The organism is Dyella sp. (assembly GCF_036384435.1).
Classification (GTDB): Bacteria; Pseudomonadota; Gammaproteobacteria; order Xanthomonadales; family Rhodanobacteraceae; genus GSA-30.
This window is the reverse complement of record NZ_DASVMI010000205.1, coordinates 1-23,010: the sequence shown is the minus strand read 5'-3', so window position 1 is coordinate 23,010 and position 23,010 is coordinate 1. Positions and strand designations below refer to the sequence as shown.

Below are 23,010 nucleotides of genomic sequence, written 5' to 3'. Positions count from 1 at the left end.
GCTCCCAGCTCCATCGCTTCCACGTCGACATGAGCCAGATCCCGCCTGGCAGAACACACTACAGTTGCAGCGCGCTTGGCAACAGCGTGACGTGCACTATTTACTGACAACCTGATATCGAATTCCAGCCCGAGAACAACGGGCCCGGCATCATGCGCCGGGCTCGTTCCTGCCTTGTGCGGCCCTTCCCTTGCTTCAATCGCGGTCAGGTGAGTTTTCCGAGAAGTACTCGTAGTTGTCCGCGTTGGCTATGGCAAATGCCGGGTTCTGCTGTGCCAGCTGGCGCGCCGCCCATTGTCCGTAGGCGTGATCATCGGTTCCAGCAACGGCGGTGAAGTGACTGAGCTCATGGATCAGCGTGCCACCACGCGAATCCGTTCCCGTATTGTTGGCCGACCAGAAGGCCGGACACACGTAGACGTCGTAGGGTTGATTGGGATAGACATAAGCAAATACCCCGCTCTCTGTGCAGCTACAGTCGACGGTGATTCCCGCGTTGTCGACTGCTGCCTTGATCTCGTTGATGTTGCTTTTTACCGTTGCGTGGCGTTGGTCGTCGTGATTTCCAAACCAGTACGTGTATCGGTTGCCAGCCACCGATCCAGACATGGCCCAACTCGCTCCGTTGATCATCTGGGTAGCTGCTTGCCTGGCTCCCCGGATGGCTTGACCCTGCGATGCCGAGCATCCGCGGAACTGCGTATCGCCCGCCGCCACACGGTTGAATGCTGCCAGTTTGGGCGTGCTCGGAACCACATCGATTGTGATCGTGTTATCAGCACGCAGCTTGCGCCCAGATCCGTTCATGTCCGTCTTATAACGCACTTCGAACCGGCCACCTGCTGTGAGGTCATAGGCCCGCGCCACGTGGATCTTCATCGCGATCATCTGGCCTGGCGCCAGGGCAATCGTGTCACCTTCATCGATCGGCGCACGCTTTATCAGCTTGCCGATGTAATTGACCGGCTTGCCATCATGAGTGACTTCCAACAAAGGGGCGGCGAGACTTCCATCAAACTCGAAAGGAAGATCCCAGCGCGAAATACGTTCCTCAGTATCGCCATGATTGGTAGCCGTGACGGTGACTGTCGCTTGTGACTGCGTTGAAGTATCCGCCAAGAGCTGTATGTCGATGTTACCGGCATAGGCCACGCTCATCGGAAGCATCGCCGCGCATAGGGAGAACGTCATCTTCTTCATGAAATATCCTTTTACAGGGAGAATTCATGATGCTGTCGCTTCCGAGTGCTCCATAATCAGGCGATATCTCCTGGTCGTGACGGCGGTCTTAAGAGGGCGTGGTATGTAATCGTGCGCCATGTCGTCGGAAAGAACGCGGTCGGTGAGGCCATCCAATGGCGCTGGAGAGTGCGTGAAACTGCATATCACGCGGGGCCATGCCCGAGCCGATTACGGGGGCGGCGTGCGCTTTCGCGCCAATGCACTGAGCAATGCGCGCAGCGCAGCGGGGCGGATCGGCTTGTGTAACAGGGGATACCCCAATTCACGCGTGCGTTGTTTCAGTTCCGTACTGCCATCGGCGGTGATCATCGCAATGGGTGGCATATGTGTGAGGCTCTCGCGTAAATACGCGATCGCTTGTAATCCATCCATGTCGTCGGTCAGGTGATAGTCGGCGAGGATCAAGTCGATATGCGATCCACGAAGTTCTTCCAAGGCGCGCTCGGCATCCACTGCGGTGCGGCAATCCACGCCCCAGCGCTGTAGCAGGGCGCGCATGCCATCGAGGATGGCCATGTCGTTGTCCAGGCACAACACGGTCAAGGGTAGTTCCTCCGTCGAGATGACCTGCTGCGTGGCACGCCTGGGGGCAACGGGCCTATCGGTACGCGGCAACTGGACGGAGAAACGGCTGCCATGGCCGATGCGTGAGGCCAGATCCAGTCGATGGCCCAGGATGCCCGCGATACGTTCGCAGATCGATAAGCCAAGTCCCAGGCCTTTCTCCCCCCAGGGAGAAGGGCGGTCGAGTCGTTGGAACTCACCGAATATGCGTGCCTGCTGTTCGGCGGCAATACCCGGACCGGTATCGCAGACTTCGATGCGTACGTCGCTACCGACGCGGCGCGCGCCAAGCAATACGCCGCCACTTTCCGTGTAGCGTAGCGCGTTCGAGATAAAGTTCTGCAAAATGCGGCGTAGCAACTGGGGATCGCTATGCACACCCAGCCGTGTCGGCACGACGCGCAGACGCAGGCCGCGCTGCTCGGCTACCACGGCAAATTGTGCGCGCAGCGAGTCAAAGATATCGGCAAGCGCGAACTGGCCGACGTCGGGACGGTAGCTGCCGACATCCAGGCGCGAGGTATCGAGCAATGCGTCGAGCAAGTCTTCGGCCGCGCGAAATGACGCGTCGATGCGCTCGGCCAGCTGCGTAGCCTGCGTATCCAGGCCCGGTTGCTGGCGCAGGGCGGCGGTGAACAGGCGCGCGGCATTGAGTGGTTGCAGCAGATCGTGGCTGGCCGCCGCGAGGAAGCGTGTCTTGGATGCGTTGGCCGCCTCGGCATCGCGACGCGCGTTAGCGGTCGCTTCCAGTGCTTCGCGCAACTCAGCGGTGCGTTGCTCGACACGTTGCTCAAGGTTCTCGTTGGACTCGATCAGGGCCTGCTCGGCGTGCTTGTAGGCTGTGACATCCGTGTACGTGGTGACGTATCCGCCACCGGGCAGGGCGCGGCCGCGCATTTCGATCACGGTGCCATCCGGGCGAATGCGCTGGAACAGGTGTGGAGAGCCAGCTCGCATGAAGCCGATGCGCTTGGCCACGTGCTCCTCGACTTCGCCGGGCCCGCACTCGCCATGCTCGGCGTTCCAGCGGATCAGGTCGGCAACGGGCACGCCGACGTAGACCATGCCGTCCGGGTAGTCGAACAATTCCAGGTAGCGCCGGTTCCATGCCACCAGGCACATGTGCGCGTCGACCACGCTGATGCCCTGCGATACGTTTTCCAGCGTGGTGGACAGCAACTCGCGGTTGAAACGTAGCTCCTGCGAGGCCTCGTCCATCAACGCCATCGCTTCGGCAATGTCCAGGCCCGAGCCCGATAGCGCACCCATCAGGATACGTCGCGCGCTTGCGGCGCCGACGGCAGAGGCGAGCAGGCGCTCGGTGTACTGGATCAAGGGGCGATCCGCCGCTTCGGCACCCAGCAGCGGACGACCCAGACGTTCGCCATATTCCTGGAAGGCGCGATCAGCACTGCGATCGCCGACGATGCGTTCGGCCATGGTGCGCAGGTCACGGACCGAGACACGCCCGCGCCAGTTACCCGCACCGCTCGTGCCAGCTGGATAGGGCACCACGAACATGGCGGCGTGCAGACGCTCCTCCAGACTGGGCCGGAATCTGAGCGAAACGAATACCAGACAGGCAATGTTCGCCAGCAGCGACCAGAACGTGCCGTGCATGATCGGGTCCCAACCGCTGAGGTGAAACAGCGCCTGCGGGCGCAACCAGTTCAATCCCAGCGGTCCGGTTTGCAACCATGCGGCGTTGCGATCCATGGCCGGAAACAGCAGCGTGTAGGCCCAGGTGGCGAAGCCCACCAACAGGCCTGTCACCACGCCACGCCGGCTTGCGCCACGCCAGTACAGTGCCGACACGATACCTGGCGCAAACTGAGCCACGGCCGCAAAGGCAAGCAAGCCGGTGGCCGCCAGCGACGCCGAGTCGTCCACGGTACGATGATAGGCATAGGCCAGGCCCGCCAGCCCGACGATCGCGAAGCGCCGTACCAGCAGCACCAATTGCGACAGATCGGTGCGTTGATCGAGATGCAGGCGTCGCACGCGCAACAGGGCCGGCATGACCAGGTCATTGCTAATCATGGTCGACAACGCAACCGACGCAACGATGACCATGCCGGTTGCGGCCGAGAAGCCGCCGACGAACGCCAGCAGCGCAACGCCGCGGTCGCCGTGCACCAGCGGCAGATTAAGCACCCAGGCATCGGCCAAACCCTCGCGCACCGCCGGCAGGTGCAGGCCGGCAGCCACGATCGGTACCACGCAGATACTGATGATCGCCATGTACAAGGGCAGCATCCACCGTGCACGTTGCAGGTCGCGTGGATCCTCACATTCGACCACGCCGATCTGAAACTGGCGCGGCAGGCAGAACATGGCGCAGAAGGCGAGCAATGTCTTGGCGAAGAAGCCGGGCGTCATGCCATCGGCGAGCTGTTTCACGGGAAGATGGATGGTCTGTGCGATGCCCGGACCATGCCAGGTTGCATAGACGGCAAGGGCCACGAACGCCAGCAGCTTGATCAGCGATTCGACGGCAATGGCCAGCATCATGCCGTGGTGATGTTCGGTCGCATCGATGGTGCGCGTGCCGAAGAGGATGGCGAATACGGCCAGCAGGATGGCTGCCCATAGCCCACTGTCGCCGAACGCAGGTACGTCGGGCGAGCCGAGCACGGCAAACGACATCGACACCGCTTTGAATTGCAATGCCAGGTACGGCACGATCGCGATCATGGCGATGACCGCGACCAGCGCGCTCAAGCCATGCGATTTGCCGAATCGTGCGCCGATGAAGTCGGCGATGGAGGTGATATTGCGCTGCTTGGAGACAAGCACGAGACGCCGCATCAGACCATAGCCGAACACGAACAGGATGATCGGGCCAAGATAGATGGGCAGGTAGCTCAGGCCATCGCGCGCAGCGGTACCCACCGCACCGTAGAACGTCCAGGACGAGCAATAGACCGCCAGGGAGAGGCTGTAGACGATCGGGCGCAGGCGTGGTTGACGCGGATACAGCGGACGACGGTCGCCCACATAGGCGATCACGAACAGTAGCCCCAGATAGAGCAGCGAAACAAATAGCAGCAGCCAGCCTGCAATCACATCGATATCCCATGCATGGCGTGGAGCCTTCCTGGCCGGAAAGAATGGTCGTCGCGGACCGCTTGTGCCGATGACCCCTTGGCCGGCACCATGCGTCGATGCAGACGACGGACGGCCAGACGGTATCGAAATTAGCAGAGCAACTAGGTCCTGACGAGTTGCATGTCTGGCGCATGCCCCATGCGCGCCACCGTGGCCGTGAACCGTTGCTGGCAATGCTTGCCGTCTACCTGGGGTGTGAGGAGGGCATGGTTCGTCTGGTCGAGTCCGAACACGGACGGCCCGAGCTTGAAACAGGTCACCGCCTGCGCTTCAACTGGTCGCACAGCATGGATACGGCATTGCTGGCCGTGGCGCTGGACGTGCAGCCGGGTGTGGATGTGGAACGGCTACGGCCGCGCCCCCGTGCGTTGGAGATTGCTCGCCGGTATTTCTGCGCCGATGAGACCGCATGGCTGGAGCGACTGGCTCCTGACGCCGTGGCGCATGGATTCCTGCAGCTGTGGACAGCCAAGGAGGCCGTGCTCAAGGCGCTCGGGCGAGGGCTGGCGTTCGGACTGGATCGGCTGCGTATCGGCATGTCCCATGGCGAGCCAGGGCTGCAATGGCTCGACGGCGATGACGCCAGCGCCTGGCAGTTGCGGCGGCTGACGAGTGATGGCGACATCGCCGCGTCCGTGGCCTGGCGTGGGCCTGGCTTATCGGTGCGAAACCTGACACTTGCCGCAGGCGATTGAAAAGCGCACTGTTCTCGGTCCCCGGTGCCGAGTTCCATCGGCTGGACAGCGAAGGCTCCATGACCCTGCTAAGCGTCAACGTCAACAAGATCGCCGTATTGCGCAATTCGCGCGGCGGCGCCGAACCGGATGTCGTACAAGCTGCGGTGACCTGTATCGAAGCCGGTTGTGGCGGCATCACTGTGCATCCCAGACCGGACCAGCGACATATTCGCCCCGATGATGTGCGCACGCTCGCTGCCGCGATCCGTGGGCGCGTGGAATACAACATCGAAGGGAATCCGTTTGCACCGGCACGTGGCGGTTACCCCGGCCTGATTGCCCTGGCGCGCGAGGTGCGACCGACCCAGGTGACGCTGGTGCCCGACGGTGACGGCCAGATCACCTCCGATCACGGCTTCGACATGGAACGCGACATCGAACGTCTGGCGCCCCTGGTCGGCCAGTTAAGAGAGATCGGTTGTCGCGTGAGCCTCTTCGTCGATGCGGGCACCACGCAGTTCGAGCGAGCATGCGCGATCGGCGTGGACCGGGTGGAGATCTACACCGGACCTTACGCGCAGGCGTTCGAGGCCGGCCGCGTGCACGAGCAACTTGAGCTCTGCGCCGAAACCGCGCGGCGCGCGCAGCAGGCCGGGTTGGCGGTCAATGCCGGGCACGATCTGAGCCAGGTCAACCTGGGTACCTTCAAGGCCGCCATTCCCGGCTTGGCTGAAGTATCCATCGGCCATGCACTGATGGCCGAAGCCCTGTATGAAGGATTGACGCGCACCGTGAAGCAGTACCTGAAAATTCTCGCGTAATCGCAGAGCGCTAGACGCACAGGAGCGACTTCGGTCGTGAGTCAACCTGCGGCGGCGCCGCAGGTTGTTGCTTTGTCGCATATTCATCATCAGGCTGGAACGCCCTTGCATTGGCCAGCAAACAATGACCCTGGGTTAACGCCGCTCCCCAACGCAGGCCAGGAACGACTCAGTCACAGCACAACGACAAAAAAAACCCCTGCGCGAGGCAGGGGTTTTGGGTAGCACTGCTTGATTCGAACGTTTACTGACCTTCGGTGAACCCGATCTTGGTCAGGCCGTAGCTCTTCGCGTCAGATAGCACGCGAGCCACGGCTTCGTACGCCACGGAGTCGTCGGCGTTGATCTGCAATTCGGGCTGCGCCGCGACCGGTTTGGAACCGATCGAGGACATCTGGGCCTTGAGCGTATCTTCGTCTACCGCCGCGTCGTTCCAGTACAACGCGCCACTCCGGTCGATCTTTAGCCGAATGGGATCCTGTGGATTGTCTTGGACAGGATTCGGACTCGGCTGGGGCAGATCGATCTTCACTTTGTGCGTCAGCATCGGTGCCGTGATCATGAAGATGATCAACAGCACCAGCATCACGTCGACCAGCGGCGTGACGTTGATGTCAGCCATCGGCCCTTTGGAGTTACCGCTACTAAATGCCATGACTGCTTACTCCTTGCCGGTAGTGATGAAACCGACATGGACCATGCCTGCGTCCTTGGCATCGCTAAGGACCTTCTTCACGATCTTATACTCCGTCGTCTTGTCCGCGCGCAGCTGCAGCTCCGGCTGCGGCGTCTTTGCCGCCGCAGTCGCAAACTGAAGCTTCAGCTCGGCCTCGGTGACTTCTGCATCGTTGAGATACATCGTCCCGTCGGGCTTGATCGCCAGATCCATAGGCTCGACTTGCTCGTTGTCCACGACCTTCGGGTTAGCGGTAGGCAGTGGAACGGTGATCCGATGAGACATCAGCGGGGCCGTGATCATGAAGATGATCAGCAGCACCAACATCACGTCCACGAGGGGCGTGACGTTGATCTCCGACATCGGGCCGCCGGAATTGTCTCCGGTGCTCATCGCCATGGGTCAATCCCTCACTTCTGCTCGACGCGGGCGCCGGTCGCGAAGAAGTCGTGCAGGTCGTGCGCGAACTCGTCGAACTGAGCGTAGGTCAGACGGTTCGAGCGGTTGAAGAAGTTGTAGGCGAGCACGGCCGGGATCGCGGTGAACAGACCGAAGGCGGTCATGATCAGAGCTTCACCCACGGGACCTGCCACCGCTTCCATCGACGCATTGCCCGACGCGGAGATCTTGATCAGCGCGTGGTAGATACCCCACACCGTACCAAGCAGACCGATGAACGGTGCCGACGAACCGACTGTAGCCAGCAGGGTCAGGCCGCCTTCCAGACGCAGGCTCTCGCGAGCCACGGCCTGGCGCAGGGCGCGATCGATGAATTCCGAACGGCTCAGCGACTCGGCCAGACGACCGCCGCCAGCAGCAGCCTGCTGGTGGTGGGCCACCGCGGAGGCGGCGTCCAGGGCGATCTTGGAGAAGGGTTCGCCCTTGGGCTGGGCTTCCAGCTCGCGGATGGCATCCTGGGTGGAGCCGTTGCTCCAGAAACCATTGATGACGCGGTCCGCGCGGCTGCGAACCATGCCATTGCGGATCGCGTTGGCAATGATGAAGTACCAGGAAGAGAACGACATCACCACCAGCACGATGAACACGATCCAGCCAAGCGGATCGAAGTTGTGGATGAGATGGTCGAAGCCCATCGACTTCATGGCTTCGGCGTTGGAGGTGCCGCCACCGGCGGGATTTGAGCTTTGCTGGAAGAACATAACGCTACCCTTGGAAAGTCAAGCGTGAACTGTGACTGTAACTGGAATTACAGCTGGTTAAGATTGAAGTTGATGGGAACGCGCGCGTAACCCTCAACAGCCTGTCCATTTCGTTTGGTCGGATTGAAGCGCCACTTGCGTGCCGTTTCGATCGCAGCCTGGTCGAGTTCGCGGAAGCCCGACGACTTTTCGACCTTGATGTCTTTGGGCGAGCCATCGACACCAACCAGGATCATCAGCGTGACCGTGCCCTCGTGACGCTGGCGAATAGCCTGCGGCGGATACTTGGGCGGGTTACGGCTGTTATAGCTGAGATCCGAGCTAGCAGCGACTTCCGACGGCGGTGCCGGCGGAGCGGGCGGTGCCGGCGGCGGCGCAGGAATCGGATTGGTCGTCGCTTCTTCCACAGCCGGCGGCGGTGCCGGCGGCGGCGGTGTCGGCGGCGGCTTGACCTGCTGAATGATTTTCGGCGGCGGCTGCTTGGGCGGTTCCGGCGGCGGCGGCGGCGGTGGCGGCGGCGGCGGCGGGGGTTCGATGAAGTTTACCTGGACCGTACGCTCCACTTTCTTCTCTGCCGACTTGGGCGGTGCCATGGGCGCCACCAGCAGCAGGAAAGCGAACGCATGCAGTGCGATGGCTACAGCCAACGCCCAGGTACGCCTCCAATTGAACGGCCCTTGGCCGGTTGTTTCGTTACTTGAGGCCATCTGTCATTTTCTGGAGCGGGTCATTCGGAATGACGTGGTCGCAGCACCCGGCAGCAAATTCAGACCCCCGGCGGGATATGACATTTGCCACTAGACACGTACAAGGAAAGTATCCAACGGTACAACAGCACATGACGTTTGTATAGCACCCTGAACGCGGTCCTAACGTACACAAAACCGCGGCATTAGCTCACAAAAATCCGTGTTTACTTGCTGGCTCCTGCCTGCTTCAGCCAAGCCTTCGCTTTGGCCGCCGTGTCGGGATCCTGGGCGGCTTTCTGCATGGCGGCAACAGCGCCAGGCTTGTTCTTGAGGCCGCGTTCGGCCTCTGCCAGCAACATGTAGGCCGTGCCCTTTTTCTGCACGCCCTTGTCGATGCCTTGCTGGATGAGGCTCTTGGCCTCGCTGAACTTGTTTTCCTGCAGCAGGAGCTGACCGGCACGGACGGAGGCTTCGCCGTCCTTGGCCATCGGGATAGCCTTCTTGTAGGCCTCGATGGCGGCTTGGTCATTCTCGGCGACCAGATTGGCATCGCCCAGCAGTTTGTAATTGTCGTACGAGGAAGTCACCACGCCCTTGCTCATACCCTCGTTGAGCACGGCGGCCGCCTTGACCGCATTGCCCTTCGGGTCGCTACCTTCCTGACCGGTGACCAGGTAAAGCTTGGCGAGATTGACGTAGCTCTTTTCGTCTTTGAGGTTGCCCGAGGCACGCTGCTTTTCCATCAGGTCGATGGCCTGCGGGTATTTCTGCGCCTGCATTAATACAGCAACGGCGTTATTGACCGCGGTGGTGTCGTTCGGATTGGCATCAAGCTGCTTCTGCGCCAGCTGTGCTGCCTGATCGCTCTGACCGGATTCGGCATAGCTGGCCATCAGGATCTGGTTCCAGCTATCGCTCGGCTTGTCGGTCATCGACTCGGCTTTCTTGATGGCGTCGATGGCCTGCTGGTACTTCTCGAGGCGGTAGTAGGCATTGCCTTCGAGTGCATACGATTCGGCGGTTTCCTTCTTGCCGTCCGCGCGCCACTTCTCGACCGTGTCGATGCTCTGCTGGTACTGCTCGTCGGCCAGATAGAACTGGGCAAGCATGTACTGCAACTGGAAATAGGTGTCGTTCGGCAGCACGCCGTTGTCGAGCGAACGCTTCAGCAGGTCGATAGCGCCCTTGATGTCACCATCGTTGTAGTGAACGTTGGCCAGGCCTTGCAGTGCCAGTGCCTGGGCATATTTGCTTTTGCTGGAATCGACGATCGGCTGGAGAATCTGTTCGGCCTTGGCCTTGTCCTGGCTGTTGACTGCATCCAGGCCGTCGTTGAGCGCTTTCTGATCCTTCTCGCTGGTCAGGTCGAGCTTGGGCTCGGCGCGCGTGGCGTTCGGATACTGGGCTTCCTTCTTGTCCTTGGAGCTGTCCTTCGCGATCACCGGGCTGCTTGCCACGCAAAGGGCAATGATGGCGCCAGCCAGCAACTTGATCACGGGAACATGCTTCATCGATGGATGCCTCTCGCAAAAGGTTTTTCGCACATTACTGTGCGGGGGATCACTGAGCGTAACCTGATGCGACGCTTAGGACAAGTCGCACCGCCGCAGCAAAGGTTGTTAAATATCAATTAGTTGGAATATACGCCGGCGTATGCATGCAATTTTCGTCGCACTTCTAGCATGGTGCGTTGTCTCATCCTATCCGGTCTGGCGCGTCGTGACGCAGCCACGGTGTGGATCGATGCAAATTATCGGCCGGGCTCGCGTGCACTTGAATGGCCCCATGTGTATTCGCATGTTAATGCATTAACACATGGGCTAACGGCGATCGAGCTCTCTCGACGGCGCACAGATCCACGCAAACAAAAGCCGCCCTGCCCGCGAAGGCAGGACGGCTCATGCGCTGCAACCTGATCAGATATCGAGATTGGAAACCTTCAGCGCGTTGGCTTCGATGAAGTCGCGACGCGGTTCCACGGCCTCTCCCATCAGCATCGAGAACATCTGGTCGGCAGCGAAAGCATCTTCCACTCCCACCTGAAGCATGCGACGTGTTTCCGGGTTGACCGTGGTTTCCCACAATTGCTCGGGATTCATTTCACCAAGGCCCTTGAAGCGCTGGATCGTACGACCCTTCTTGGCTTCGTCCAACAGCCATGTGCGCGCATCGGCGAAGCTGAGGATGCCGCGAGAACCACTGCCCCGGCGCACCACGGCATCGGCTTGCAGCATGCCGGCCAGCTGCTGGCTGACATGCAAGATCGGCCGGAACTCGGCGCTGGCGAAGAACGATTGCGGCAACAGCCAGGTGTGGCTCAGACCGTGTTGCTCACGTACGACTTCCAGGGATGCCGATTGCTCACCCTCGGCTTCACGCAGCACCAGGCGATAGCGCGGCTTGCCCAGGCCGCTGGCGGCCAGACGCTTGGCCAGGCCATCCATCCAGGCCTGCATAGCGGCGGGATCTTCCCAGATCTTCGGTTCGAGCGCGGTGTGCTCGATCATCGCATTGAGCAGGTTCGCGTCGAAACGATGGCCCAGACGCTCGACCTGATCGAGGGCAAGCTGGTAGTCACGCAGCAATCTTTCCAGTGCTTCACCCTGGATGGCCGGTGCATTCGGGTCAAATTGCAGTTCGGCGTTATCCACGGCGCTGGAAATCAGGTACTGATTCAGTGCGGCATCGTCCTTGAGGTACAGCTCCTGCTTGCCTTGCTTGAGCTTGTAGAGCGGTGGCAGACCGATGTAGACATGGCCGCGCTGGATCAACTCCGGCATTTGGCGATAGAAGAACGTCAGCAGCAAGGTACGGATATGCGAGCCGTCGACATCCGCGTCGGTCATGATGACGATGCGGTGGTAGCGCAGCTTATCCGGGTTGTACTCCTCCTTGCCGATGCCCGTACCCAGCGCGGTGATCAGGGTGCCGACTTCCGCCGAGGAAAGCATCTTGTCGAAGCGTGCCTTTTCGACGTTGAGGATCTTGCCCTTCAGGGGCAATACGGCCTGGGTCTTGCGATTGCGGCCCTGCTTGGCCGAACCGCCTGCCGAGTCACCCTCGACCAGGAACAGTTCGCATAGTGCAGGATCCTTTTCCTGACAGTCGGCCAGCTTGCCCGGCAGGCCGGCGATATCCAGCGCGCCCTTGCGACGGGTCATCTCGCGCGCCTTGCGGGCAGCCTCACGCGCACGCGCTGCGTCCACGACCTTGGAGGCGATGGCGCGGGCTTCGCTGGGATGCTCCAGCAGAAATTCGCCGAGCTTTTCGTTGACCGCCTGCTCCACCGCCGTCTTGACCTCGGACGACACCAGCTTGTCCTTGGTCTGCGAGGAGAACTTCGGGTCCGATACCTTGACCGAAAGGACGGCGATCAGACCTTCGCGCATGTCATCGCCGGAAAATGCCACCTTGGCGTTCTTGGCAATGCCTTCCTTTTCGATGTACGTCGTCAACGAACGGGTCAAAGCCGCGCGGAAGCCCGTTAGATGGGTACCGCCATCGCGCTGGGGAATGTTGTTGGTGAAGCAGAACATCGTCTCCTGATAGGAGTCGGTCCACTGCATCGCCAGTTCCACGCTGACACCGTCCTGCTGTGCCACGAGGCTGATTACGTTCGGATGCAGGGCCGTTTTCAGCTGCGCCAAGTGCTGGACGAACGAGCGGATACCGCCTTCATACGCAAACACGTCATGCCGCGGTTCCGGGCCACGCTCATCCTTCAATTCGATGGTGACGCCCGAATTGAGGAATGCCAGTTCGCGCAGGCGTTTGGCGAGAATCTCGTAATGGAATTCGATGTTTGAGAAGGTTTCGGTGCTTGGCAGGAAGCGAACCGTTGTACCGCGCCTGCTTGCCGGACCTACGCTTTTCAGCGGATACATCGGCTCACCCAGCGAGTATTCCTGCTGGTGTTCCTCTCCGTTGCGGTAGATCGTCAACCAGAGATGCTTGCTGAGGGCGTTGACAACCGATACGCCGACGCCGTGCAGGCCACCGGAGACCTTGTAGGAGTTCGCGTCGAATTTGCCGCCGGCATGGAGCACGGTCATGACTACTTCCGCAGTCGACCTGCCCTCTTCCGGATGGATGTCGACAGGAATACCGCGGCCGTTATCGGACACGCTCACCGAGCCGTCCTCATGAATGGTCACGATGACATGGTCGCAGTGACCGGCGAGAGCTTCGTCGATGGCGTTGTCGACAACTTCGAACACCATGTGGTGGAGGCCGGTACCGTCGTCGGTGTCGCCGATGTACATACCGGGGCGCTTACGCACCGCTTCCAGGCCTTTAAGGACCTTGATGTTGCTTGAGTCGTATGAGTTGTCGTCGGTAATGTCGCTCATGCCCTGCCCGTGATCCTGGCGCCCTTAACCCTATCCGGAACGGCGCCAGGAGAGCCGGATAGGGCACAATTGTCGAATTATAGCAGGGGTTTGACGACACCCTGTTCCACGTGGAACACAATGACCTTGGCGTCGCGCAGTGCTCCCGGAACGTCGGTACCTGTCACCAGGATTTGCGCCCCCGCCCCCGCCAGTCGCTCTACGACGAGGCGTTGATGAGCTTCATCCAGCTCAGAAGCCAAATCATCCAATGCGACGATGGGCCACTCGCCGCAGCGATCCGCATAAACCGCGGCTTGCGCAAGCATGCAGGATAAGGCAGTGAGCTTTTCCTGCCCGCGAGACAGATGCTCCCTGAGCGGCGCTCCTTCAAACGCAAGGGACCAGTCCGCCCGATGAACACCTGCCGTTGTGTGGCCACGACTGATGTCGCGTGCCCGAGAAATACTCAGCTGTTCGCCGAGATCCCGGTCGTCCGGCCAGCCGCGCTTGTACTTAAGTTCGAGCGTACCCAGCTCCGGGAGCAGCGCCGACGCCTCTTCAGCCAGCTTGGGCTTGAGAAGGCCCAGATACGCTTGGCGCTGCTGGTCAATAAGGGCGCCCGATTGCGCGAGCTCGGCTTCCCAAGGCAACAGGAGCCCCTCAGAGGGGTTCTCACTGCGAAGCAGGCTGTTCCTTTGTTTGAGCGCGCGTTGATAACGGCGCCAAGCCGGCATGAAGGATTGTTCCACGTGGAACACGCCCCAATCGAGATATCTACGACGCTCGTCCGCCGCGCCTGCGATCAAAGCATGCGAGCCCGGCTCGAAACAGACTACTGCGCAATCACGAACCAGTTGACCCAGCGCAGCGGATTGGCCATCGACGCGCGCCTCCCAACGATTTCCAGCACGCCCCAATCCCAAGCGAGACAATCGAGCGTCACCACGCATCAGCTCTGCGTAGACAGAAAATGCGGCCGTACCCCGCTGCGTAAGCGCTTCCCTGGCCGATGTCCTAAACGAACGCGCATGAGACAGCAAAAAGGCAGCCTCAAGCACACTGGTCTTCCCTGCTCCGTTATCACCGACAAACACGTTGATACCCGCGTCAAGATCCAACGTCACATCGGTGAGACACCGCAATCCTTGGATGCGTAGCTGATCGAAACGCATCAGAAGGAAAACCCCATAACAGAACGCCGGGGCGTCTTTCGACAACCCCGGCGCCCTGGGCAAAAGATCTGCCCTGCTTTCATGGAATGCTTCCGGTCACAGACGCAACGGCATGATGACGTGCCGCGTCTGATCGTTTTCATCTTCCTGCACGAGGCAGCTGGATTGCGCATCTCGCAAGTTCAAGCGTGCTTTGTCACCGTTCAATGCCGACAGCGCATCAAGCAAGTAGCCCACGTTGAAACCAACCGCCAGATCAGAAACCTGCGTATCGGCCTCGAGTTCCTCTACGGCTTCTTCCTGCTCCGGATTGTGGGCAACGATACGAAGCTTACCCGGCGACAGTTCCAACTTTACGCCGCGGTATTTTTCGTTAGACAGAATAGCTGCACGCTGCAGCGCGCTGCGCAGCACTTCGCGATCCAGAACGGCTTTCTTGTCCGCACCGAGCGGAATGACGGCCTCGTAATCCGGGAAGCGTCCATCGATCAGCTTCGAGGTGAATACAACATCACCTCGGCGCACGCGCAAATGGTTGCGGCCGAATTCCAGCTCCACCTCGCCGTCGCCGGTTTCGAACAAACCGACCAGCTCGTTGACGCCTTTACGCGGAATGATGATCTGGCGACGCGCGGAAACCGAGCTTTCAAGCTGGGTTTCCTTCAATGCCAGGCGATGACCATCAGTAGCCACGCAACGCAGCGTGTGCTCCTGCAAATCCAGCAGCATGCCGTTGAGGTAATAACGCACGTCCTGGTTTGCCATGGCAAACGCCGTGTGTTCCATCAAATCCCGGAGCACTTCCTCGGGAAGACTGACGCGTTCGACCAACTCGATTTCATCAATCGTCGGAAACTCAGTCGCCGGAAGCGTGGCAAGCGTGAAGCGGCTGCGCCCTGCATTCAGCGCAATGCGATCACCGTTGAGTTTGACGTCGATGTTCGCACCGTCAGGAAGCGCGCGAACGATATCGAACAATTTGCGCGCTGGAATTGTGATCTCGCCGTCGGTCAGCTTGTCCGCCGCCGAGGCCGCAATCATCTCCACTTCAAGATCGGTACCGGTGAAGAACACCTTTCCATCGGCGACGCGAACCAGCAGGTTGGCTAGAACGGGCAAGGTCTGCCGGCGTTCAACGACGCCTACGACTTGTTGCAAGGGCTTGAGCAGAGCTTCTCGTTGGATGCTGAATTGCATGTGGGTGCTTCCCCTATACCTGCTGTTCTGTTTTTAAAAGAAAAATAGTGGTGGAAGTAGAGGCGGTGGATAACTTGAAAAGACCGAATTCTTCTTCAAAATCAAAAGCTTGAATGGGATCAAGGGTGTGCTCTGATGCGTCCATTCTTTGTGGGCTCCTTGTGGATAACTTCAGGCACCGATTTCGTCCACCTATTATCCACAGCTTGCCCCTGGGGTTATCAAGCGCTTATTCAACAATCGCCCGTTTTTCGATCAACCGGTGACGATCCGAATCAGCTGATCCCAATCCTGCCGCATCCGGGCATCCGTCTCGCACAGCTTGCGAATCGTGCGGCAGGCATGGAGCACTGTGGTGTGATCGCGGCCGCCGAACGCATCGCCGATCTCCGGCAGGCTGTGCTCAGTCAACTCCTTGGAGAGCGCCATGGCGATCTGCCGGGGACGTGCCAGCGAACGGACGCGCCGCTTGGACAACAGGTCCTGCAAGCGCACCTGGTAGTAATCGGCCACCATCTTCTGGATGTTGGGCACCGTCACCGCTTGCGCATGCGTGGCCAGCAGATCGCGCAGTGTCTCTTCGGCAAAGTCGGTGGTGATCGGACGACCATAGAAGTTGGCGCGCGCGGCGAGCGTGTTGAGCGCGCCCTCAAGGTCACGCACGTTCGAGCGGATGCGCTTGGCCAACAGCATGGCCACGTCTTCGCTCACCGCCACGTTCTTCTCCTGGGCCTTGGCCAGCAGGATCGCCGCCCGGGTCTCGAAGTCTGGTGGCTCGATCGCCACCGACAGACCCCAGCCCAGGCGCGACTTCAGACGCGGCTCGAGCTTATCGACTTCCTTGGGGTAACGATCGCAGGTCAGGATGATCTGCTGCTTGGATTCGAACAGCGCGTTGAACGTGTGGAAGAACTCTTCCTGGGTGGTGTCCTTGCCTGCGAAAAACTGGATGTCGTCGATCAATAGCGCATCCACCGAACGGAAGCGCCGCTTGAATTCGTCCATGCTCTTGGTGCGCAGGGCCTCGATCATCGAACCGACGAACTGCTCCGAGCGCAGGTACAGCACCTTGCAATTGGGGTTGTGCTCACGCATCAGGTTACCGGCCGCGTGCATCAGGTGCGTCTTGCCAAGGCCGGTGCCCCCGTACAGCAGCAGCGGGTTGTACGCGCGCCCCGGATTCATCACCACCTGCATGGCCGCTGCCTTGCCCAACTGGTTCGACTTGCCTTCCACGAAGGTCTCGAACGTGTAATGCGGGTCCAGGTTGTGATGGAATACAGGCGCCGGCGCGGCTGCCTCGGTTGGCGCTGGCGCCGGACGTGCAGCAGTGGACGGAGAACTTGCCGGCTTGGCCGGCGTGCGCGGCGAGCTGGAACCCACCTCCAGGCGCACTTCCAGCTCATGCCCGGTCAACTGGGTCAGCATGGCCTTGATTCGCGGCAGGTAGCGCTCGCGCACCGTATCGAGCGTGTATGGATTGGGTGCGAAAAGCTGCAATCCGGACGCGTCGTCACGAGCCTGTAGCGGCATCAGCCACGTGTGCAGGTCCTCGGCGCTCAATTCGCCCTCAAGGCGCTCCAGACAGCGCCGCCACAAGTCACTCATGAATCTTCTTCAACCACGGAAGGGGCGCTTACGCGCAGGATGGACCGGGAAGTCTAGCAGCACCGGAGGTGCGCAAGTCGCAGGATATCCACATGGATATCCACAGGCTTCCGATGGTTTGCATTGTGGGGCATTTGACAAGCCCGCGAAATGCCGGGCATAATTTCCAACCTTTTTATCCACACACCTTAAGGAGAGGGCCATGTCAAAGCGGACCTTCCAGCCCAGCAAGCTCAAGCGCGCCCGCACGCACGGTTTCCGTGCCCGCATGGCCACGGCCGATGGCCGCAAGGTGCTCAATGCACGTCGCGCCAAGGGTCGCAAGCGCCTGATCCCGTAAGCGGTTCTCGCGCATGAGCGCCGCCGGTCTGCCGCGCGAGGCGCGGCTCCGCCGCGCCAGTGACTTTGCAGCGTTACGTCAGAACAGCGGCCGCGCAAGCAGCCGCTGTTTTGCTGCGCGCTACCGGGCCAATGGCCTGGATCAACCACGGCTTGGCCTGGCTATCTCCAAGCGCGTGTCCAAGCGCGCGGTCGATCGCAACCGTCTCAAACGCCTGGTGCGCGAGTCATTTCGTCGCATCCGCCATGAACTGCCTTCGATCGACATCCTCATCGTCGCGCGCGACCACGCCGTCGACGTGCCTGGCCGTGAACTGCTGGCCGACATGGATGCCCTGTGGGCCCGACTCAAGCCGTTGAAGCTGGGCGATTCGGCCGGCACAATGGTCCGTTGACCTCTTTCTACCTGCTCGGCCCGAGTGCCGCAGCGCCCCACCCCGGAACCGCTCCGCGATGAATCAGACGCGCACGTTTCTCCTCTTCGCCCTGTTGGCCATTGGTTATGTCCTGTGGTCGGACTGGCAGAAGGATTATGGCCCGCAACCGCCGCCGCCCCCGGCTGCCACGACCAGCGACGCGAGCGTTCCCGGCGCAAGCGGTGCCGCCGGCACGATTCCCTCCGCCGATGGCGCCACCACCAGCGGCAAGCCCGCGCACCTGATCACCGTCACCAATGACGTACTGCGCCTGACCATCGACACCCGCGGCGGCAGCATCGTGCGTTCGGAGTTGCTGGCTTATCCGTCCGAGCCGCGCACCAAGAACAACCCTGCTCCCGCCCCGGCGCGCCTGCTCGATGACGATCCGTCGCACTTCTTCGCCGCGCAGAGTGGCCTGGTCAGCACGCAGGGCAACGCGCCCGACCATCGCGCCGTGTTCGATGCCGCGCAGGACAGCTACACACTGACCGAAGGCCAGAACCAGGTAAAGGTCGACCTGACCTGGACTGGCAACGACGGCATCAAGGTCACCAAGAGCTTCACGCTCACCCGTGGTTCCTACGTCATCGATCTGGCCCAGCGTGTCGACAACGGCGGCAGCGCCACCTGGACGGGCAACGCCTACGAGCAGCTGCAGCGCCTCGCCCCGGCAGCGACCAAGGGCTGGTTCCAGAGCTTCAGCGATCCGTCCTCGCACAGCTTCTTCGGTGCCGGCTGGTATAGCCCACAGGACAAATTCGACAGCCTGGGCTTCGCCGATTTCGTCAAGAAGCCGCTCAACCGTCCAGTGACCGGCGGCTGGATCGAAATGCTCCAGCATTACTTCTTCGTCGCGTGGATTCCGCCGGCGAACGAGTCGACGGTGTTCTCCACCAGCGTCAACAACCCCAACACGGCGACGCCGATCTACCTGATCCGCGCGCTGAGCCCGTCGATGAGCGTGGCGCCGGGTCAGAACGCCACGGCGTCGGCGCGCCTGTTCGTCGGCCCGAAACTGCAAGGTACGCTCGATGCGGTCGCGCCGGGCCTGGAACTATCCACCAACTACGGTTGGCTGACCGCCGTGGCGCAGCCGCTGCACTGGCTGCTGTCCAAGCTGCATGCCGTGGTGGGCAACTGGGGTCTTGCCATCATCGTGCTGGTGCTGCTGATCAAGGCCGCACTGTGGAAGTTGACCGCTACGCAGTTCCGCTCCGGGGCGAAGATGCGCAAGTTGCAGCCGCGCATCGCCGCGCTCAAGGAGCGCTACGGCGACGACAAGGTCAAGATGCAGCAGGCCATGATGGAGCTGTACAAGAAGGAGAAGGTCAACCCGATGACCGGCTGCCTGCCGGTGCTGGTGACCATGCCTATCTTCTTCGGTCTGTATCGCGTGATCATGGAGAGCGTGGAGCTGCGCCAGGCGCCGTTCGTCGGCTGGATCCACGACCTGTCCGCGCCCGATCCGGTCTACGTGCTGCCGGTGCTGTACATACTGGTGATGCTGGCCACGCAATGGCTCACCCCGCCCGCTGCCGGCATGGATCCGGCCCAGGCGCGCATGATGAAGATCATGCCGGTGATGTTCGGCGTGCTGTTTTTCTTCTTCCCGGCCGGCCTGGTGCTCTACTGGGTCACCAACGGCCTGGTCAGCCTCGGCCAGCAGTATTTCATTACCCGCCAAGTTGAACGAGCGGATTTGAAGACGAAGACGAGCTGATGAAAAGGCCGCGAAAGCGGCCTTTTTCTTGCCAGTTTCCAGAGCTACAACGACCCCATCCCGGCAGCGGTTCCAAATCGCTACCATGCGTTCCATGACTGACTTTGCCGATACCATCGTTGCGATCGCTTCCGCGCCGGGTGCCGCCGGCGTGGGTGTGGTGCGTGTGTCGGGTCCGGGCGTACCGGCGATGGCGAAAGCCTTGCTCGGACGCGAGCCCACGCCGCGCCACGCGCACATGAGCGCATGGCGCGACGCCGATGGCGAATTGATCGATCGCGGATTGCTGCTGCACTTTCCGGCCCCTGCGTCATACACCGGCGAACATGTGCTGGAGTTGCAGGGGCATGGCAGTCCGGTGCTGCTCGACGCCCTGCTCCGGCACCTGTGCACACTTGGGGCGCGCCTGGCGCGGCCTGGCGAATTCACCGAACGTGCGTTCCTCAACGGCAAGCTGGACCTTGCCCAGGCTGAAGCGGTCGCCGACCTGATTGCCGCGCGCTCGCAGGCCGGCGCGCGGGCGGCCATGCAATCGATGGAAGGCGTGTTCTCGCGCAAGGTCGATGAGCTGTTGCACGCCTTGATCGCCCTGCGCGTGCATATCGAAGCGGCGATCGATTTTCCCGAAGAGGAAATCGACTTCCTCGCCGACCCGGCCATTGCCGCGCAATTGCATGAGCTGCGCAGCGGACTGACTGAGCTGCTACGCGAAGCCCGTCGTGGTCTGCGCTTGAACGACGGCTTGCGCGTGGCCATCGTCGGACGCCCCAACGCAGGCAAATCCAGCCTGCTCAACGCACTTTCCGGCAGCGACCGCGCCATCGTCACCGACATCGCCGGCACCACGCGCGACGTTCTGCGCGAGAGCGTGCAGTTCGACGGTATTGCCCTGGAACTGGTCGACACCGCTGGCCTGCGCGACACCGACGACCCGGTAGAACGCGAAGGTGTACGCCGCGCCCGTGGCGAAATCGAACGCGCCGACGTCGTGCTGCTGGTCACCGACATGCAGCATGCCGACACCGATCTCCATTTGCTCGATGCCGTGCCGGACACCGTCGAAAGATTGGTGCTGGTCAACAAGATCGACTTGGTCGATACGGCCGAACACATTGAACAGCGCGTGGATGCGGCATGGCTCTGGCTATCGGCCAGGACCGGCGCAGGCCTCGAAGCACTGCGCGAACGACTCAAGCACCTAGCCGGCGCCAGCGGCGGCGAAGGCGCCTTCAGCGCGCGTCGCCGCCATGTCGTGGCGCTGGAACAGGTGAACGTGCACCTGGAGCGCACCGCGCATCTACTCGATACCCGCCGAGCCGGCGAACTGGCGGCCGAGGAACTCCGGCAGGCACAGCAGTTCCTCGGCGAGATCACCGGAACCTATTCCAGTGATGATCTGCTTGGGGCGATCTTTGGGTCGTTTTGTATTGGGAAGTGAGGTGGAGCCCACGAACATCCACTAAGGTCTGTTGATATGGCATTAAGCCGCGTAAATAAAGGAATTTTTGTCCGACGTCCCCCCGGTTTTGAGTAGCGCGGCCGTTTGGAGTCCAATCCCCCACTGAAGGAGATTGGACGTGAAGAAGAGTTTTTACCGAAGAACAGATCATCGGCTTCCTGCGTGAGGCGGACGCCGGCCTGCTGATCAAGGAGCTGTGCCGCAAGCACGGCTTCAGTGAGGCCTCCTATTACCTATGGCGCAGCAACTCCGGCGGCATGAGCCGTCCTTAAGGCTTTGCGATACTTATCCACAGTTTCGCTATCGCGCCTGACGAACAGCGGCTAACATATTGGGTTTGCTCGATAGTCTCGAACTGAGCCAGGCATGTTCTCTTTCCTTTTTGGCGGTTTTGGGTTGTCCACGCTGTGGCTGATCCGTCCGTTCTGGCGCTTGCTACGCCCGCTGTTTCGTCGGGAGAAGCCCGCGATGGGTGGCCAGGGCGCGATTCGCTTCTGGCTGGGCGTGTTGCTGGTGTTGCTGGCGAGCGCCACGCTGGAAGGGGCGCTCATCGACATGGCGACCGCCGGGGCGCCCGTGGGCGGTGTGGTGTGCCATGCGCTGGCCGACGCGCTGGCCGGGCTGTTCGGCCACGTGGTCACGGCGTTGTTGATGCTGGTGGTTCTTGCCGTTGCCCTGCCCTGGTATCTGGGCATGGGCTGGCGAGACGCGCTGGCGCGTGCGACTGACATGATCGAGCCGCTGGGCGAAGCGGTCATTGCCCTGGTGCAGCGGATGGTGGCGCGTGCCACGGGTCGCAAGCCGCGCGCCCGCCGCGGTGCGGTGCGCCGAGCGCAAGCCCCGGCGCGAGCACGTCCGGCGGCCATGCCCAAGCCTGCGGTTTCCACGGAAGAGGTGTCGCCCAGCTTCGAGGCGCGTGCCTCCGCGCCTTCCGATAAGGTCATCGACCAACCCTGGCGGTTGCCCCGAAGTGCGCAGCCAACGAGCACGGGCGCCGGCGGCATCCAGATGCGCCGGGAACCGCGCCTGCGCGCCCCGGCGGTGTCGACCGGGGCGATCGTTGCGGCGGCCCAGGCCTTCACGCGGCGCGAAGAGCGGGTGTTCGCCGATGACGCGCCGCAGGTTGCGGCGCCGACGCCCGCGCCGATACGGCCGATCGAGATCCTGCCCGAACTCGTGCCTGATTCGGCACCCGAACCGGAGAACGAAGCGCCCGGCGAGGATGCGCCGTTCGAGCCCGCACCCGCCCACGCCACCACCACGGTGCATACCGCTCGTCCACGCTCGCGTGGCTACGCCGCCAATGACGAGCTTGAACAGGTTTCCAGCGCAGTTGAGCCGGTGGCGGCGCCGGTCGCGCGATTGGTGCCCTCGCCTCGGATGGAAGCCGGGGCGCTTGCTGTCCCGGCGCTCCGCGTGCGTGCCCCCGCGCATCTGCCTGGGCTGGCATTGCTGGCCGCATCACGCCATGAGCAGGCAGCCATCGACGATGCACAACTGGCCGAGACTGGCGAATTGATCGAACAACGCCTGCGTGAGTTCAAGGTACCGGTCACCGTGGTGGGCGCATCGGCCGGACCGGTGATCACCCGCTTCGAAGTGGAACCGGCCGTTGGCGTGCGTGGCAACCAGATCGTTGCCTTGATGAAGGATCTGGCGCGTGGCCTGGGTCGTACGTCGATCCGCGTGGTCGAAACCATTCCGGGCAAGACCTGCATGGGCCTGGAGTTGCCCAACGAACAGCGCCAGATGATCGCGCTGTCGGAAATTCTCGATTCGTCCGAATACCGCGATTCCGATTCGCTGCTGACGTTGGCGATGGGTAAGG

The 23,010-nt window shown here is 61.5% G+C and carries 19 protein-coding genes and 1 pseudogene; 8 read left to right on the top strand and 12 right to left on the bottom strand.

Annotated elements, in window-relative coordinates:
• Positions 1-195: 195 nt before the first annotated feature.
• Together VF436_RS21635 and VF436_RS21630 are read right to left on the bottom strand one after the other, a co-directional pair.
• Positions 196-1,200, bottom strand: coding sequence for a M35 family metallo-endopeptidase (locus VF436_RS21635; protein WP_330906130.1), 1,005 nt, complete (start codon positions 1,198-1,200; stop codon positions 196-198).
• Between the two features lie 210 nt (positions 1,201-1,410).
• Positions 1,411-4,872, bottom strand: coding sequence for a PAS domain-containing hybrid sensor histidine kinase/response regulator (locus tag VF436_RS21630; protein WP_330906129.1), 3,462 nt, complete (start codon positions 4,870-4,872; stop codon positions 1,411-1,413).
• 98 nt (positions 4,873-4,970) lie between these two features.
• Between VF436_RS21630 and VF436_RS21625 the strand changes: the two genes are divergently transcribed.
• On the top strand, positions 4,971-5,609 hold the full coding sequence (locus VF436_RS21625) for a 4'-phosphopantetheinyl transferase family protein (protein WP_330906128.1): 639 nt from the start codon (positions 4,971-4,973) through the stop codon (positions 5,607-5,609).
• 59 nt (positions 5,610-5,668) lie between these two features.
• Positions 5,669-6,412: a pyridoxine 5'-phosphate synthase gene (locus VF436_RS21620; RefSeq protein WP_330906127.1), complete on the top strand. Its 744-nt coding sequence runs from the start codon at positions 5,669-5,671 to the stop codon at positions 6,410-6,412.
• A 244-nt stretch (positions 6,413-6,656) separates the two neighbouring features.
• On the opposite strand, the gene VF436_RS21615 is transcribed toward VF436_RS21620, so the two are convergent.
• The 10 genes from VF436_RS21615 to dnaA all read right to left on the bottom strand — a co-directional run bounded on the left by VF436_RS21615 (position 6,657) and on the right by dnaA (position 17,245).
• The gene (locus VF436_RS21615) at positions 6,657-7,067 is read right to left on the bottom strand and encodes a biopolymer transporter ExbD (RefSeq protein ID WP_330906126.1); all 411 of its coding nucleotides are present in this window, start codon (positions 7,065-7,067) and stop codon (positions 6,657-6,659) included.
• 6 nt (positions 7,068-7,073) lie between these two features.
• Complete coding sequence (locus tag VF436_RS21610; RefSeq protein ID WP_330906125.1) at positions 7,074-7,487, bottom strand: biopolymer transporter ExbD; 414 nt, start codon at positions 7,485-7,487, stop codon at positions 7,074-7,076.
• A gap of 11 nt (positions 7,488-7,498) precedes the next feature.
• Positions 7,499-8,248, bottom strand: a complete 750-nt coding sequence (locus VF436_RS21605; protein WP_330906124.1) for a MotA/TolQ/ExbB proton channel family protein — start codon at positions 8,246-8,248, stop codon at positions 7,499-7,501.
• Positions 8,249-8,295: 47 nt separating this feature from the next.
• Positions 8,296-8,955 (bottom strand): energy transducer TonB, encoded by a 660-nt coding sequence (locus VF436_RS21600; protein ID WP_330906123.1) that lies wholly within the window; start codon positions 8,953-8,955, stop codon positions 8,296-8,298.
• Positions 8,956-9,161: 206 nt separating this feature from the next.
• The gene (locus VF436_RS21595; RefSeq protein WP_330906122.1) at positions 9,162-10,448 is read right to left on the bottom strand and encodes a tetratricopeptide repeat protein; all 1,287 of its coding nucleotides are present in this window, start codon (positions 10,446-10,448) and stop codon (positions 9,162-9,164) included.
• A gap of 405 nt (positions 10,449-10,853) precedes the next feature.
• Positions 10,854-13,286: a DNA topoisomerase (ATP-hydrolyzing) subunit B gene (gyrB, locus tag VF436_RS21590; protein ID WP_330906121.1), complete on the bottom strand. Its 2,433-nt coding sequence runs from the start codon at positions 13,284-13,286 to the stop codon at positions 10,854-10,856.
• 77 nt (positions 13,287-13,363) lie between these two features.
• Positions 13,364-14,440 (bottom strand): DNA replication/repair protein RecF, encoded by a 1,077-nt coding sequence (gene recF, locus VF436_RS21585; protein ID WP_330906120.1) that lies wholly within the window; start codon positions 14,438-14,440, stop codon positions 13,364-13,366.
• A gap of 96 nt (positions 14,441-14,536) precedes the next feature.
• Positions 14,537-15,637 (bottom strand): DNA polymerase III subunit beta, encoded by a 1,101-nt coding sequence (gene dnaN, locus VF436_RS21580; protein WP_330906119.1) that lies wholly within the window; start codon positions 15,635-15,637, stop codon positions 14,537-14,539.
• A 13-nt stretch (positions 15,638-15,650) separates the two neighbouring features.
• On the bottom strand, positions 15,651-15,782 hold the full coding sequence (locus VF436_RS21575) for a hypothetical protein (RefSeq protein ID WP_330906118.1): 132 nt from the start codon (positions 15,780-15,782) through the stop codon (positions 15,651-15,653).
• A 110-nt stretch (positions 15,783-15,892) separates the two neighbouring features.
• A complete protein-coding gene (dnaA, locus tag VF436_RS21570; protein ID WP_330906117.1) occupies positions 15,893-17,245 on the bottom strand; it encodes a chromosomal replication initiator protein DnaA in 1,353 nt (450 codons plus the stop codon).
• Positions 17,246-17,447: 202 nt separating this feature from the next.
• On the opposite strand from dnaA, the gene rpmH reads away from it, so the two are divergent.
• From rpmH to VF436_RS21540, 6 genes and pseudogenes are all read left to right on the top strand, one after another.
• The gene (gene rpmH / locus VF436_RS21565; protein ID WP_038622724.1) at positions 17,448-17,585 is read left to right on the top strand and encodes a 50S ribosomal protein L34; all 138 of its coding nucleotides are present in this window, start codon (positions 17,448-17,450) and stop codon (positions 17,583-17,585) included.
• Between the two features lie 13 nt (positions 17,586-17,598).
• Positions 17,599-17,979, top strand: coding sequence for a ribonuclease P protein component (gene rnpA / locus VF436_RS21560; RefSeq protein ID WP_330906116.1), 381 nt, complete (start codon positions 17,599-17,601; stop codon positions 17,977-17,979).
• A gap of 58 nt (positions 17,980-18,037) precedes the next feature.
• Positions 18,038-19,723: a membrane protein insertase YidC gene (gene yidC / locus VF436_RS21555; protein WP_330906115.1), complete on the top strand. Its 1,686-nt coding sequence runs from the start codon at positions 18,038-18,040 to the stop codon at positions 19,721-19,723.
• A gap of 94 nt (positions 19,724-19,817) precedes the next feature.
• Positions 19,818-21,161 (top strand): tRNA uridine-5-carboxymethylaminomethyl(34) synthesis GTPase MnmE, encoded by a 1,344-nt coding sequence (gene mnmE / locus VF436_RS21550; protein WP_330906114.1) that lies wholly within the window; start codon positions 19,818-19,820, stop codon positions 21,159-21,161.
• Between the two features lie 143 nt (positions 21,162-21,304).
• Positions 21,305-21,451: pseudogene (locus VF436_RS21545) on the top strand (transposase); the annotation flags it as partial.
• Positions 21,452-21,548: 97 nt separating this feature from the next.
• The coding region (locus VF436_RS21540; protein WP_330906113.1) for a DNA translocase FtsK 4TM domain-containing protein at positions 21,549-23,010 on the top strand (1,462 nt) is incomplete at its 3' end.